Origin of the sequence: Psychrobacter sp. NPDC078501 (assembly GCF_044900935.1) — a bacterium.
In the GTDB taxonomy this organism is placed as follows: Bacteria; Pseudomonadota; Gammaproteobacteria; order Pseudomonadales; family Moraxellaceae; genus Psychrobacter.
Genome location: NZ_JBJDOS010000001.1, coordinates 315,274 through 328,768 on the forward strand (window position 1 = coordinate 315,274; position 13,495 = coordinate 328,768).

Consider the following 13,495-nt stretch of genomic DNA (forward strand, 5'->3'; position numbering starts at 1 on the left):
AAGCGCATAACATCGTCACTAACGATGATGTTTTTCATCTGAGTAAATAAGAAACTTGATTGGACTGGCCCTAATTTATGTAGCAAACCCCACAATTTGTATATTTTTAACAAGTTTTTTGGTGAAAACCCTCGAAATTGTCCTAATATGGCGGTATAATTCACCGTTATAATCTTTACTAAATAACCTTATTTTCTGGAGTTATCATGGCAGCGCAATCTACAGCACTTGTAATCAATCTTGATCAGCTAGGAAAAGACGACATCGAAATGGTTGGTGGTAAGAACGCTTCGCTTGGCGAAATGATCAGCCATCTTTCTGATTTAGGCGTTAGTGTTCCAGGCGGCTTTGCCACCACTTCAAATGCATTCAACCGCTTTTTGACTGAAACAGGCTTGCTTGACAAAATCAACAGCGAGCTAAAAACACTAGACGTAAATGATGTTAATAAGCTTGCGGCGACTGGTAAAAAGATTCGTACTTGGATTATTGAACAAGAACTGCCAAAAGATCTTGAGCAAGAAGTACGTCAATCATTTGAAACCATGAGTGGCGGCGAAGACATCGCTGTTGCTGTCCGTTCTTCTGCCACTGCTGAAGATTTGCCAGATGCGTCATTTGCCGGTCAACAAGAAACCTTCTTGAACATTCGCGGTATTGATAACGTCCTAATTGCTATTAAAGAAGTATTTGCCTCTCTATACAACGACCGTGCAATCTCTTACCGTGTACACAAAGGTTTTGAGCACGAAGGCGTTGCACTATCTGCTGCTGTACAGCGTATGGTACGTTCAGAGACTGGTGCTGCTGGTGTTATGTTCACGCTAGATACCGAAAGTGGCTTTGATCAAGTGGTATTCATCACCTCAAGCTATGGCCTAGGTGAAATGGTTGTACAGGGTGCGGTTAACCCAGATGAGTTCTATATTTCTAAGAAATTGCTAGCCAATGGTAAGCCTTCAGTTATTCGTCGTAACCTAGGTAGCAAGCATAAGAAAATGGTTTATGGTGATGAAGGCAGCACGGCTAAATCAGTTAAAACCGTTGATGTTGAAAAACAAGATCGCATGCAGTTCTCTCTATCGACTGAAGAGCTAACCTCACTTGCCAAGCAAGCGGTAACGATCGAACAGCATTATGGCCAAGCGATGGATATCGAGTGGGCAAAAGACGGCGATACTAACGAAATCTTTATCGTTCAAGCACGTCCTGAGACTGTTAAGAGCCGTCAAGACAGCAACGTAATGGAACGTTATGTCATCGACACGACTGGCGCAAAAGTATTGTGTGAAGGTCGTTCAATCGGTCAACGTATCGGTTCAGGTAAAGTGCGTATCGTTAGCAACCTAAACGAGATGGACAAAGTAGAAGAAGGCGACGTACTCGTATCAGACATGACTGATCCGGATTGGGAGCCAGTTATGAAGCGCGCTTCTGCTATCATCACCAACCGTGGTGGTCGTACTTGTCACGCTGCTATTATCGCGCGTGAGCTAGGTGTGCCAGCTATCGTTGGTTGTGGTAACGCAACTGAGCTATTGGTTGATGGTCAAGACGTAACTGCTTCTTGTGCTGAAGGCGACACTGGTTTCATTTATGAAAGCCAGATTGATTTTGAAGTACAGACTAACTCTGTTGAATCTATGCCAGAGCTAGCATTCAAAGTGATGATGAACGTTGGTAACCCAGATCGCGCCTTCTCATTCACTCAAATGCCAAACGAAGGTATTGGTCTTGCGCGTTTAGAGTTCATTATCAACCGTATGATCGGTGTGCATCCAAAAGCGCTGCTAAACATGAACAGCTTGCCACGTGAGATCTCACAAGCCATTCAAGAGCGTATCGCAGGCTATGCGTCACCTGTTGACTTTTATGTTGATAAATTGGTTGAAGGTATCTCAACCCTAGCCGTTGCCTTTATGGATCAGCCAGTTATTGTTCGTATGTCAGATTTCAAATCAAACGAATACGCTAACCTGCTTGGTGGTAAGTTATACGAGCCATCAGAAGAGAACCCAATGCTTGGTTTCCGCGGTGCTAGCCGTTATGTGTCTGATAACTTCCGTGACTGCTTTGAGCTTGAGTGTAAAGCACTAAAACGTGTACGTGATGACATGGGCTTGACCAACGTTGAGATCATGATTCCATTCGTACGTACTGTTGGCGAAGCCAAAGAAGTCATCGAATTACTTGAGAAAAATGGTCTAAAACGTGGCGAGAATGGTCTACGCGTCATCATGATGTGTGAGCTACCAACCAACGCCCTATTGGCAGAAGAGTTCCTAGAGTACTTTGATGGTTTCTCAATCGGTTCTAACGATTTGACTCAGTTAACGCTTGGTCTTGACCGTGACTCAGGTATCGTCTCACATCTATTTGATGAGCGTGATCCTGCTGTTAAGAAGCTATTGTCTATGGCTATCGAAGCTTGCCGTAAGCAAAACAAATACGTCGGCATCTGTGGTCAAGGTCCATCAGACCATCCAGATCTAGCGTTTTGGTTAATGGAGCAAGGTATCAGCTCAGTGTCATTGAACCCTGACTCAGTACTAGATACTTGGTTCTTCTTAGCTGGTGAAGAAGCGAAGTAAACCGCTACGTTTAGTCACAGCGGTCATTCACACAGTCATTAAAGATACCACTATTAGGGTCTATTTGATTTTTTCAAATAGACCCTAATATAATGTCCTAAGACATGACTAACTATGCAGGCAATTATGCAGATTTTCCTTGCTCGAAATAACGTACAAGCTGGCCCATATCAGTTGGAGCAGCTGAACATCATGCTGGCATCTGGCGAAGTATTGCTTGATGATTTGATGTGGCATGAAGGCTTAGCTCAGTGGCAGCGCGTAGGTGATCTTACCAATAACCAAACGGTGTATCGCCCGACCAGTGCTAACACGCCTGAAGTAAACGACTCTATCATCAATAACGTGACCGTCTTCCCTGAAGATACCAATAAAGCAAAAGATGATAAGTCAGTATCGTTAGACAGACTATATGGCAAGCCTGAACGTCCTAAAAACGTGAAAGCCGACATGACGACCAATCGTCATCAAACGCCGCACAACAATGTCTCACTGAATAAGTCTACTCTCAAAAAAGCTGTTGCAGACAATGATAAAGTCGTCGGCAACGTGGTACTTGCGCCAATTATGTCACGCGTATTGGCAACCGCGCTTGATTGGCTGCTACTAATAATGGCGTTTCTTCCATTAATGCTAGCTATGAGAAAGTTGGGAGACATGCCCACAGACTTACAGAATATGGAAGCAGTAATTAAATATTCTTTGAGTCTTTCTGAAAGTATTCCGCAAGCGACACAATTAATATCCAATGCGATGGTTTTCGGCCTTATCGCTTTGCAATTACTTTTTATTATCTTGCGGGGCCAGTCGTTAGGTAAATTGATTACGGGAATTCGTGTTGTAGATCAAACCACCCATCATTTACCTTCTTTTCTTAGATTGGTTGTGATACGTACTCTTTTTCTAGCACTACTTTATATCCCCCTTTCTACTTCATTTATAGTACTGATACCTTTAGCCATTCATTACTATATGGCATCTAAAAGCCCTGAAAATATTGGTTGGCATGACAAACTTGCCAAAACCTTAGTGGTCAAAGCAGACAGTAGCCAATTGGCAAAGAAGTCAAAATCTGAATAACAGTATTTTGATTTGGCTATTGGTTTTATAGCTCGTTATACTTAAAAAAGCTGCGTACTATCGCGGCTTTTTTATTTAGCAAAGCTTATTTAGCCTTTTTTTATATTTTATTGACAGTAGCTTGGTGATTAACCTTTGTGTTAGTTGCCGAGTACTGTTATAATACGGCGCTTTATAAACTAAGCTTATTCTTGATTGTTTTTTATAAAATATGACTAGAATTGGGCTTACCTTATAAATCTCCTTGCTATTAACATAGGGTTAATAGCTACTAATCCGTAAGGAGTCATAATGCGACATTACGAACTGGTGTTACTTGTACACCCAGACCAAAGCGACCAAGTGGTCGGCATGGTTGAGCGCTATATCAAGTTAGTTCAAGACAACAACGGTGTTATCCATCGTCTAGAAGATTGGGGCCGTCGTCAACTGGCTTATCCAATCAACAAGATTCACAAAGCTCATTACGTTCTTTTCAACATTGAAACTGACGGTGAAACTTTAGCTGAACTTGAAGAATTATTCCGTTATAACGACGCGATCATTCGTAGTCTAGTTATGCGCCGTGACGAAGCTGTCACTGAAGAGTCGCAGTTAGCCAAGAATGCCGATGAAAAACGCGCACGCAAAGCAACTACTCGTCGTCCAGACAATCGTGAAAACGATAATGACGACAACGACAACAGTGAAGACTAATTAAAGGAGAATACTCATGGCACGTTTCTATCGCCGTCGCAAATTCTGCCGTTTCACTGCTGAAGGCATCACTCACATCGACTATAAAGATGTTGAATTGCTAAAACAGTACATTAGTGATAATGGTAAAATCGTACCAAGCCGTATTACTGGTACATCTACTAAATATCAGCGTCAATTAGCGACTGCTATCAAGCAAGCTCGTTACTTATCGCTACTTCCATACACTGATAACCATCAAGGTTAACCGCTAACTAGGAATGACTCATGCAAATTATTTTGTTACAGCGTATCGTCAACCTTGGTAAACTCGGTGAAACTGTCGATGTAAAACCAGGTTACGGACGTAACTTTCTTATCCCTCAGGGCAAAGCGCTACCTGCTACTAAAGCTAACATTGAAAAGTTCGAAGCACGTCGTGCTGAACTTGAAGCTGAAGAAGCAAAAGAGATCGCTGTTGCTCAAGAGCGTGCTGATGCATTGACTGACGTTAATGTTATCATGCGTGCTAAATCAGGTGACGAAGGCAAGCTATTCGGCTCTATCGGTACTCGCGATATCGCTGAAGCATTGACTAACTCAGGTCTAGAAGTAGACCGTGCTGAAATCAAGCTACCTGAAGGCACTCTACGTCAAGTTGGCGAATACAATGTTGATATTCAGCTACATCATGACGTTACTGCTAGCATCTTAGTTACTATTCTTTCTGAAGATGGTAACAATGAAGATTCAGCTGACGAAGAAGCTGCTGAAGAAGACTATTCTGAAGAGTAATCTTCTATATAGTTAGACTCAGTCTGTAAAAAGCCAGCAACTTAGGTTGCTGGCTTTTTTACGTGCGTCATTTTTGACATTAGAGTTTATGTATTTAGATTATTTATATCACTAACTTGCACCCCTTTATCTCAATAAATGTGGATTTTATATATTCCTAAACAGCTTAGGGTTCTCAAAAAATCTATTGCTATGATAGCGGTGTTATCTATGCAATGTTGTAGTAACTAAATGCAACAATTGCCTTAAAAACGCTATACCAAACAACAAGATACTGCCTATATAATCATCTTTATTACTATTAGCAGAATTGATAATCTACTGCTATCTAATGTACTAATAGGGCGCAAGAACATGAAAGAAAATCATAACATTCATACCAATGACAAGCTTATCTGTACTCAAGGTAATGCATACTACTCCGAAGGTGAGGTGTATACAGTTGGCAGAATAGTCAATGACAAATACTTTCAGCTGCTGACCAGTGGCAATGATGATCATTGGTATGCCACGTTGGATGATCAAGGCATTTACGTCAGCTTTGATACTGCAACTGCTACCAATAACAAAGCTTTTTTTGATAAGATTGCCTAACTGTCAATCAGGGCACTCCTTAGAATACCTATTCTAAAAATAATCATTACTCAGGTAGGTAAATATTGTTTAGACAAAAACTGGTCATTATAAATGGCCAGTTTTTTTTGTTTGAAGTATTAGCAATTGCTAGTTATAAAAGTATTTCCACACACCTCTTCGACGTTTTATTACTGATTTCCGTCATTTTAAAATTAAGTATCTCTCAATTTTTTGTCAACAGCGCCAACTATTTAACGAATCTATTTCCTAGCGGCGTCTATTTGCTATAAAATATGCCCCTTTAAAATTTCGTATCGTTAGTGATGCAGATAGTTGGTCCAATATCGTTTAAATGTAGATATGGTAAAAGCACTTGCAAGCACTACGCAAAGTAGAATTAGCAAGCTATATACCGTGTTTAATCTCGATATAATTGGCTGTATTGCATTGGTAATCAATTAAGATATAAACCATATTGAGACAGTGATGATTGTATTTTGGCTTGTACTGACCATTCTTTTTATTATTTTCGCTACCGCAAAACTAAAGTGGCATCCCTTTTTAGTATTGATTCTCTCTGCTTTTTTGGTCGCGCTATTTTATCAAGTACCGCTTAATACTGTCGCAAAAACGATCTCTGATGGTTTCGGTGGTATCTTAGGCTATATCGGCCTAGTGATTGTATTTGGTACGATTATTGGCTTAATCCTTGAAAAAACGGGTGCTGCTATCGTAATGGCAGAGTCAGTCATTAAAGTATTGGGACCACGCTTCCCTACTTTGACCATGTCTATCGTCGGTGCAGTCGTTTCGATCCCTGTGTTTTGTGACTCTGGCTATATTATCTTGAACTCTCTAAAAGAGTCTTTGGCTGAGCGATTACATGTATCAAGTGTCGCGATGAGCATTGCCTTAGCCACCGGTCTATACGCTACCCACACCTTTGTCCCGCCTACGCCAGGCCCAATCGCAGCGGCAGGTAACTTAGGTCTAGAGTCAAACTTGGGTTTGGTCATTATGGTCGGTGTGGTCGTGACAGCAGTTGCGGTACTAGCTGGTTGGTGGTGGTCTAATCGCTTCCTTAACGCCACTCCTGACAATATCAATGCGGCAGATGCTCCTACAGCCGCAATGCCTGAAGGAATGAAAACTCGTGACGATTACAGTCACTTGCCTTCAGCAACAATGGCTTTCTTACCGATTATCGTTCCTATCATATTAATCTGCTTATCGTCGGTAGCTAATTTCCCAAGCGCACCATTTGGCAGTAGCATGGTAGCGGAGATTTTGATATTCATTGGTAACCCATTGACTGCGTTACTTATCGGTTTGTTCTTATCGTTCTTCTTAATTAAATCAAGCCAAAAAACGCAAGAAATCAGCGACAGTATCTCGCAAGGCTTGGTAGTGGCAGCCCCTATCCTATTGATCACTGGTGCTGGTGGTGCGTTTGGTGCCATGCTAAAAGTAACACCGATCGGTGATTATTTAGGTTCGACGCTATCGGCCTTGGGTTTAGGTATCTTCATGCCATTTATCGTCTCTGCTGCGCTAAAAACAGCACAAGGCTCAACCACAGTCGCATTGGTTACGACTTCTGCTATGGTTGCCCCACTATTGAGCCAGATTGGCCTAGACAGCGAACTTGGACGCGTGTTCTGCGTGATGGCAATTGGTGCCGGTGCCATGACCATCTCGCATGCCAATGACAGCTTCTTTTGGATCGTGAGCCAGTTTAGTCGCATGAGCGTGGCACAAGCTTATAAAGCGCACTCAATGGCCACTGGTATCCAAGGTGTGACTAGCATCGTATTCATCTGGTTGTTAACCCTAGTGTTTATCTAGTTCATGAGATTGGGTACGTATACATACGTTTATTTGATTATTACTAAGTAAACGTTTTAAAAAATGACACTATCGCAATGATCGTGTCATTAAGATATTCAAAGAGAGCCGTATGAAAATTTTGATCGCCCCTGACTCATTTAAAGAAAGTTTAGAAGCACTTGATGTTTGCCACGCCATTCAATCTGGCTTTAGCCAAGTGTTTCCAGATGCTGACTATAAGCTGTTGCCAATGGCCGATGGCGGTGAAGGTACCTCTGCGGTATTGTCTTATGTATTGGGCGGGCGCTGGAAAGAAGTCAGAGTACATGACCCATTGATGAGACTGATTACGGCAAAGTATCTATTATTGCCTGACACAACCGCTGTTATCGAAGTGGCTCAAGCCTGCGGATTGCATCTACTGACAGCTGATGAGCGTAATCCTGTTATTGCGAGCAGTTATGGTGTTGGGGAGCTGATCGAAGATGCATTAGCAGAAGGTGCTAAGCGTATCGTTATCGGTCTAGGTGGTAGCGCAACCAATGATGCAGGCCTTGGTATGCTAATGGCGCTAGGCATAACATTTCATGACATCAATGATAGCCTACTCACTCATGGTGGTGGCGCACTTGCCAGCTTACATAAGCTCGATAATACTAGCCTTCATGCAAAGATATCAGACACGGTATTTGAAGTTGCTTGTGATGTGACCAATCCGTTATGCGGTCTGCTGGGTGCAAGCGCAGTATTTGGCCCACAAAAAGGCGCCTGTCCAGAGCAAGTCAATACCTTGGACAAGGCACTCAGTCACTTCGCTACCATATGTGGACAGCAAGGCTATGAAGACTGTCAACACGTTGCAGGCGCTGGCGCTGCTGGTGGTCTTGGCTATGCGATGATGACTTTCTTTCAAGCTCAGCTAAAGTCAGGCTTTGATACGGTCGCCGAAGTGGCTCACCTGTCACAGTATATCGCAGAGGCAGATCTCGTCATCACTGGCGAAGGCAAACTCGATGCACAAACAGCCATGGGTAAAGTGGCAGGCGGTATCAGCCAAATTGCTAAGGCTAGCCGTACTCCTGTCATCGCAATCTGTGGCAGCGTCGATGGACTAAAACCTGCTCAGACCAGCCAGTTCGATGTGGTCATGCCGAGTATCCAAAAAGTAGACACGATCGATAATGTGTTAGGTTCTGCTTACAACAATATTGAGACTACTGCTGCTAATATTGCTGCAAGTATCAAACTTGGGCAGACTTTGAAATAGATGCAATCTTTCATAGTCACAATCTATCAATGAACCTCCTCCACTAAACGCACAGCTATTGAACTTTCGATTAACCTTTCGTTAGCTGTGCATTTATCATTCTCAACATATCTATAACCATTTTTGCACGTCATCAATAACCGTATACATTCTATTAGAAAGTGCCTGCTGTCTTCTAACTGCCAGATATAGCGTTTCGCTAACGGCAACTGGTAAATGATGACTGTTAATCAGCTCAGGCTTTGGATAAGCAGCCACGGCATGTGCTGGCAAAACAGTAAAACCTATTCCCCTGCTGACTGGCTCTAGTATCAGACCAATCTGATTCGAAAATCCTTTTTTCTTAAAATCATTGATATGCTGGAATTGCTCGTAATTTGCAGTCAGTAGCATGCCTGCATGATGGGCGCCATCCGGATGATCGATAAATCCAAGTGCCATAAGCTGCTCCCAACTGGGCTCCACTGTAGCCGCAGGGGTTACTAGTATCAATGCTTCTTGCGCCATAGGCTTGCAGCTAACCGTTTCATCATCTGAGATATCCGTCATAAAGCCAATATCAATCTCGTGATTAGCCAGTGCTCGCTCTATATCAGAATTGGGTGCAAAACGATAGTCAATGATTAGTTTTGGGTGCTGCTGCTGTAAAGACAAAAGCTGCGGATACAGCTTAAGTCCCACACTCCCCGGTGACATCAACCGCACCAATCCTTCATAAGGAGGATCTTCACCGATGCGCTGTTCTAAATTTGATAAGCGCTGCAATATCTCGCCTGCTTCTTTATAGAGCTGCTCACCTGCACTGGTCAATGAAAATTGCTTTCCTTGACGAATCAACAAGTCTGTATCTAGTTGCTCCTCTAACTTACTTATGTGTTGGCTCACACCGGACTGCGTCATATATAGACGTTCAGCCGTACGAGTAAAGTGCCCAACTTCAGCAAGCGTACAAAAGGTGCGTAGCCATGTGATATTTATCATTACGTTTCATACTTATTTATATAATATTTGATAATTTTACATAATGAATGTGCGTTTGTATACTGGCCTCACGTTAAACAAGAGTACAGCAAACAGGAGCACAAATTATGAACAACGTTTATCCAAGAAGCTTTTCGCACATCGGTCTTTCAGTCCCTGACCTAGATGCAGCCGTAAAATTTTATACTGAAGTGATGGGTTGGTACACCATCATGGAGCCAACTGAGATTGTCGAAGATGACAGTGCCATTGGTGAGATGTGTACCGAAGTATTTGGTGCTGGTTGGGGCAGCTTTCGTATCGCTCACCTGTCGACTGGTGACCGTATCGGCGTCGAGATTTTTGAATTCAAAAATCAAGAAGACCCTGAAAATAACTTTGAATACTGGAAAACGGGGATCTTCCACTTCTGTGTTCAAGATCCAAATGTTGAAGAGTTGGCTGAGCGTATGGTTGCAGCAGGCGGTAAAAAACGTATGGAAAAACCACGCTACTACTACCCTGGTGAAAAGCCATATCGCATGATTTATATGGAAGACCCATTCGGTAACATCGTTGAGATCTATAGCCACAGCTACGAGCTTATCTATAGCGAAGGCGCATACTAATCTCAAGATACATACAGCTTAGTATAAATTTAAGTTAGTATAGATTTAGATTATATCTGATTGAAAAACCAATAGCGTACTCATCATCTGAGTGCGCTATTTTTTCGTGCGCTTTCTATGTGCTCCATCTATTGTATAGAATGTGAGCCATGCTACTATTTAGTCAGCTATATATAAAACTATAAACCAACCCATTATCAAGGATGATACATGACTCAATCTGACATTACTCTAGACCTAGACGACCTTCTGGTTATTAGAGAAGACAATAAAGAAAGTGGCGTCGTCACGCTCACCTTAAACCAACCCAAACAATTTAATGCGTTGTCCGTTGAAGTGCTGTCTGCCATGCAAACAGAGCTAGACAGTATCGCTCAAGACGATACGATCAGAGTCGTGGTTATTCAAGCGACAGGCAAAGCATTCTGTGCTGGTCATAATCTAAAACAGATGCGCACGCATACAGATGCAGCATTTCACCGTGCCCTATTCCAGCAATGTAGTAAAATGATGCTTACCATCAACCGTATGCCGCAAGTCGTTATTGCAAAAGTACAAGGCATTGCCACAGCCGCAGGATGTCAGCTGGTCGCCGCTTGTGACTTGGCCGTTGCCGCTGATAATGCAAAATTTGCCACCTCTGGAATAAATGTGGGACTTTTTTGCTCTACGCCTGCTGTAGCCGTCAGTCGCAATTTGCCTCGCAAGCAAGCATTTGAGATGCTGATTACGGGTGAATTTATCGATGCGCACACTGCCTTGCAATATGGCTTGATCAATCGAGTTGCGCCAGCAGAGCAACTTGATCAAACACTACAGTCACTGATAACATCAATTACTGCCAAATCTCCGGTAGCAGTAAGAACGGGCAAAGATATATTTTATAAACAGCTAGATATGAACATCGAAGATGCGTATGACTATGCCAGTGAAGTTATGACGGGCAATATGATGGCAGACGATGTGGGTGAAGGGATTGATGCATTTATTGAGAAGCGCCAAGCGGTATGGAAAAGGTGTTAGTACCTATGACACTAATCACTGTATTACTTAGCTGACATCATACAGCGTAGGCTTTATCTAGAAAGCTAGCACGCTCTTTTTCAGTTATTAAATGGCTTATTACCAAGCATAAAAAAGGCCACGATATCATTATCATGGCCTTTTTTATTTCTATTTCTACTTGATACAGATACTGCGAGCCGTTTATTACTCAGCAGCGATAGCGATCATTTCAACCAATAGCTCAGGACGTGCTAAAGCTGACTCACCACAAGCGCGAGCCGGTGGCTGAATACCTTCAAACCACTGGTCATAAACTTCATTCATGGCAGCAAAGTCAGCCATGTCTTTGATCCAAACCGTGACTGATAGTAGCTTTGATTTATCACTACCAACTTCTTCTAGCAACGTTTGGATCTTTTCTAGACAAGTCAATGTTTGCGCTTTGATATCGTCTTCTGCATTACCTACCTGACCACACAAATAGATCGTCTGGTTATGGATTACGGTTTTGCTCATACGTTGATTACTGTGTAGCTTCTTAATCATGTCTATACCTTTCATTTATTAATTTAAGTCTGTGCTAACTATAATCAATCCACTATAAAAGCGTTACAGCGTTAACCTCGCTTGAAGTATGACATATACATCTGCACTCGGTTGCCTTGTATCGCTCTTAAATTGGATCAACTATATATCAGATGCGCTCTTAGTTAGAAAAACGCTGGGCACTAAATGGTGCAAGATTGACCAATGTCGGCTTGTCGTGAATCATCTCTTCGACCAGACGCCCTGTCATTGGTCCTAAGGTAAAGCCTTGATGACTATGACCAAATGCGAACCATAGTTTGTCATGCCTGTCAGCAGGACCGATTACTGGCTTCATATCAGGCATACAAGGACGTGACCCTGCCCATGCTTCACTCTCAACCGCATCTTCTAATGGCAAGATTTTTTTAGCCAGCTTCAATACAGTTTTTAACTGACCAAAGTTCTTTGGCGCATTCATCGTGGTCATCTCAGCACCAGTGGTGATACGGATACCCTGCTGCATCGGCCCCATCACAAAACCTTTGTCCATATCAAACATACTGTGATTGATGGTGTTCTTTTCTGTCACTTTGAAATGCTGATGATAGCCGCGCATTGGGAACAACGGCAAGTTATAGCCAAGTGGTCTGATCAAATCATTAGACCATGGGCCTGCTGCGATAACCAATTTATCACTATAGTAGGTATCGTTATCAGTGATAATTTTCCAGCCCTCACCGTCTTGAACGATTTCTTTTACATCGCTTTCTTTGATCGTACCCTGCATATCTTGGAAGTTTTTCGCATACGCTTTGACTAGCGAGCTTGGGTTTGATACTTGCCAAGAGTTTTTCCAATGAATTGCGCCAACAAAACCTTCAAAATTGGCACTAGGCTCCATTGCTTTTAGCGCTTCAAGGTTTAGTACGTTATGCTCAACACCTTGGTTACGTGCATCAATGGCTGCTACTTGCGCTTCTTTAAACGTCTCTTCAGAACGATGCAGTTGTAACCAGCCGTCACGCGTGATTAGCTCATCAGCACCAGATGCTTCAATCATCGTTTGATGCTCACTGGTACAATGCTCAATCAAAGTCTGCCACTCTGATTCGATTTTTTTGACTGAAGCTGGCGTAGAGTATTTCCAGTACTGAAGCAGTGCTTGGTGATAACGCAAAATGGCCGGAATACGATAGCGAATATCGGTCCCTTGGTTTGGCAACACTCTAATCATTTCTGTCAGCTGACGAGGAAAAGGATGTGTATGAATGGCTTCGCGCTGAATCAATCCTGCATTGCCGTATGAGGTCTCTGACCCTGGCAATTTCTTGTCTAAGAGTAATACATTTGAGTTATTTTTTTGTAGATGCCACGCGATTGACGTGCCAACCATACCTGCACCGATAACGATAACTTCGTAGCGCATAACCTATCCTTTTCTTAGGGTGTTAATACAGAGTATCAAATATAAGGGTCTAACAGAATTAGGTGGTAATAGTAACGCATTAGGATAAATTTGAAACCCTTATCTGAGAAATATTTTCGCGTCACATACTTTTGGT

13 protein-coding genes are annotated in these 13,495 nt (G+C 42.5%); 10 read left to right on the top strand and 3 right to left on the bottom strand.

From position 1 onward, the window contains the following. Positions 1-206: 206 nt before the first annotated feature. From ppsA to ACI2IW_RS01255, 8 genes are all read left to right on the top strand, one after another. Positions 207-2,591 carry a phosphoenolpyruvate synthase gene (gene ppsA, locus ACI2IW_RS01220; protein ID WP_290177758.1) on the top strand — a complete coding sequence of 795 codons (2,385 nt, stop codon included), beginning with the start codon at positions 207-209 and terminating at the stop codon, positions 2,589-2,591. Between the two features lie 114 nt (positions 2,592-2,705). After that, positions 2,706-3,671 (top strand): RDD family protein, encoded by a 966-nt coding sequence (locus ACI2IW_RS01225; protein WP_404692379.1) that lies wholly within the window; start codon positions 2,706-2,708, stop codon positions 3,669-3,671. A 291-nt stretch (positions 3,672-3,962) separates the two neighbouring features. Next, positions 3,963-4,367 carry a 30S ribosomal protein S6 gene (rpsF, locus tag ACI2IW_RS01230; RefSeq protein WP_101205443.1) on the top strand — a complete coding sequence of 135 codons (405 nt, stop codon included), beginning with the start codon at positions 3,963-3,965 and terminating at the stop codon, positions 4,365-4,367. A 16-nt stretch (positions 4,368-4,383) separates the two neighbouring features. After that, a complete protein-coding gene (rpsR, locus tag ACI2IW_RS01235; RefSeq protein ID WP_010198808.1) occupies positions 4,384-4,614 on the top strand; it encodes a 30S ribosomal protein S18 in 231 nt (76 codons plus the stop codon). Between the two features lie 20 nt (positions 4,615-4,634). Continuing rightward, positions 4,635-5,141, top strand: coding sequence for a 50S ribosomal protein L9 (gene rplI / locus ACI2IW_RS01240; protein WP_057759378.1), 507 nt, complete (start codon positions 4,635-4,637; stop codon positions 5,139-5,141). 354 nt (positions 5,142-5,495) lie between these two features. Beyond that, a complete protein-coding gene (locus ACI2IW_RS01245) occupies positions 5,496-5,735 on the top strand; it encodes a hypothetical protein (RefSeq protein WP_101205444.1) in 240 nt (79 codons plus the stop codon). Between the two features lie 468 nt (positions 5,736-6,203). Next, on the top strand, positions 6,204-7,562 hold the full coding sequence (locus tag ACI2IW_RS01250; protein ID WP_397476961.1) for a GntP family permease: 1,359 nt from the start codon (positions 6,204-6,206) through the stop codon (positions 7,560-7,562). Between the two features lie 112 nt (positions 7,563-7,674). Beyond that, positions 7,675-8,811, top strand: a complete 1,137-nt coding sequence (locus ACI2IW_RS01255; protein ID WP_404692380.1) for a glycerate kinase — start codon at positions 7,675-7,677, stop codon at positions 8,809-8,811. Between the two features lie 111 nt (positions 8,812-8,922). Here ACI2IW_RS01255 and ACI2IW_RS01260 read toward each other — a convergent pair whose 3' ends face one another. Beyond that, on the bottom strand, positions 8,923-9,792 hold the full coding sequence (locus tag ACI2IW_RS01260; RefSeq protein ID WP_404692381.1) for a LysR family transcriptional regulator: 870 nt from the start codon (positions 9,790-9,792) through the stop codon (positions 8,923-8,925). A gap of 107 nt (positions 9,793-9,899) precedes the next feature. Here ACI2IW_RS01260 and ACI2IW_RS01265 point away from each other — a divergent pair, with 107 nt between their 5' ends. Both ACI2IW_RS01265 and ACI2IW_RS01270 read left to right on the top strand, forming a co-directional pair. Further along, positions 9,900-10,400: a lactoylglutathione lyase family protein gene (locus ACI2IW_RS01265; RefSeq protein WP_114700921.1), complete on the top strand. Its 501-nt coding sequence runs from the start codon at positions 9,900-9,902 to the stop codon at positions 10,398-10,400. Between the two features lie 210 nt (positions 10,401-10,610). Then, positions 10,611-11,423, top strand: a complete 813-nt coding sequence (locus ACI2IW_RS01270) for an enoyl-CoA hydratase (protein WP_404692382.1) — start codon at positions 10,611-10,613, stop codon at positions 11,421-11,423. Positions 11,424-11,609: 186 nt separating this feature from the next. On the opposite strand, the gene ACI2IW_RS01275 is transcribed toward ACI2IW_RS01270, so the two are convergent. Then, positions 11,610-11,948, bottom strand: coding sequence for a RidA family protein (locus ACI2IW_RS01275; protein ID WP_055124581.1), 339 nt, complete (start codon positions 11,946-11,948; stop codon positions 11,610-11,612). A gap of 163 nt (positions 11,949-12,111) precedes the next feature. After that, positions 12,112-13,359, bottom strand: a complete 1,248-nt coding sequence (locus ACI2IW_RS01280; protein ID WP_404692383.1) for an NAD(P)/FAD-dependent oxidoreductase — start codon at positions 13,357-13,359, stop codon at positions 12,112-12,114. Positions 13,360-13,495: the final 136 nt, after the last annotated feature.

Coding starts and splice junctions, on each gene's coding strand:
- rpsF (WP_101205443.1), top strand. CDS start 3,963: ATGCGACATTACGAACTGGTGTTACTTGTACACCCAGACCAAAGCGAC.
- rpsR (WP_010198808.1), top strand. CDS start 4,384: ATGGCACGTTTCTATCGCCGTCGCAAATTCTGCCGTTTCACTGCTGAA.
- ACI2IW_RS01245 (WP_101205444.1), top strand. CDS start 5,496: ATGAAAGAAAATCATAACATTCATACCAATGACAAGCTTATCTGTACT.
- ACI2IW_RS01250 (WP_397476961.1), top strand. CDS start 6,204: ATGATTGTATTTTGGCTTGTACTGACCATTCTTTTTATTATTTTCGCT.
- ACI2IW_RS01265 (WP_114700921.1), top strand. CDS start 9,900: ATGAACAACGTTTATCCAAGAAGCTTTTCGCACATCGGTCTTTCAGTC.
- ppsA (WP_290177758.1), top strand. CDS start 207: ATGGCAGCGCAATCTACAGCACTTGTAATCAATCTTGATCAGCTAGGA.
- ACI2IW_RS01260 (WP_404692381.1), bottom strand. CDS start 9,792: ATGATAAATATCACATGGCTACGCACCTTTTGTACGCTTGCTGAAGTT.
- rplI (WP_057759378.1), top strand. CDS start 4,635: ATGCAAATTATTTTGTTACAGCGTATCGTCAACCTTGGTAAACTCGGT.
- ACI2IW_RS01280 (WP_404692383.1), bottom strand. CDS start 13,359: ATGCGCTACGAAGTTATCGTTATCGGTGCAGGTATGGTTGGCACGTCA.
- ACI2IW_RS01255 (WP_404692380.1), top strand. CDS start 7,675: ATGAAAATTTTGATCGCCCCTGACTCATTTAAAGAAAGTTTAGAAGCA.
- ACI2IW_RS01225 (WP_404692379.1), top strand. CDS start 2,706: ATGCAGGCAATTATGCAGATTTTCCTTGCTCGAAATAACGTACAAGCT.
- ACI2IW_RS01270 (WP_404692382.1), top strand. CDS start 10,611: ATGACTCAATCTGACATTACTCTAGACCTAGACGACCTTCTGGTTATT.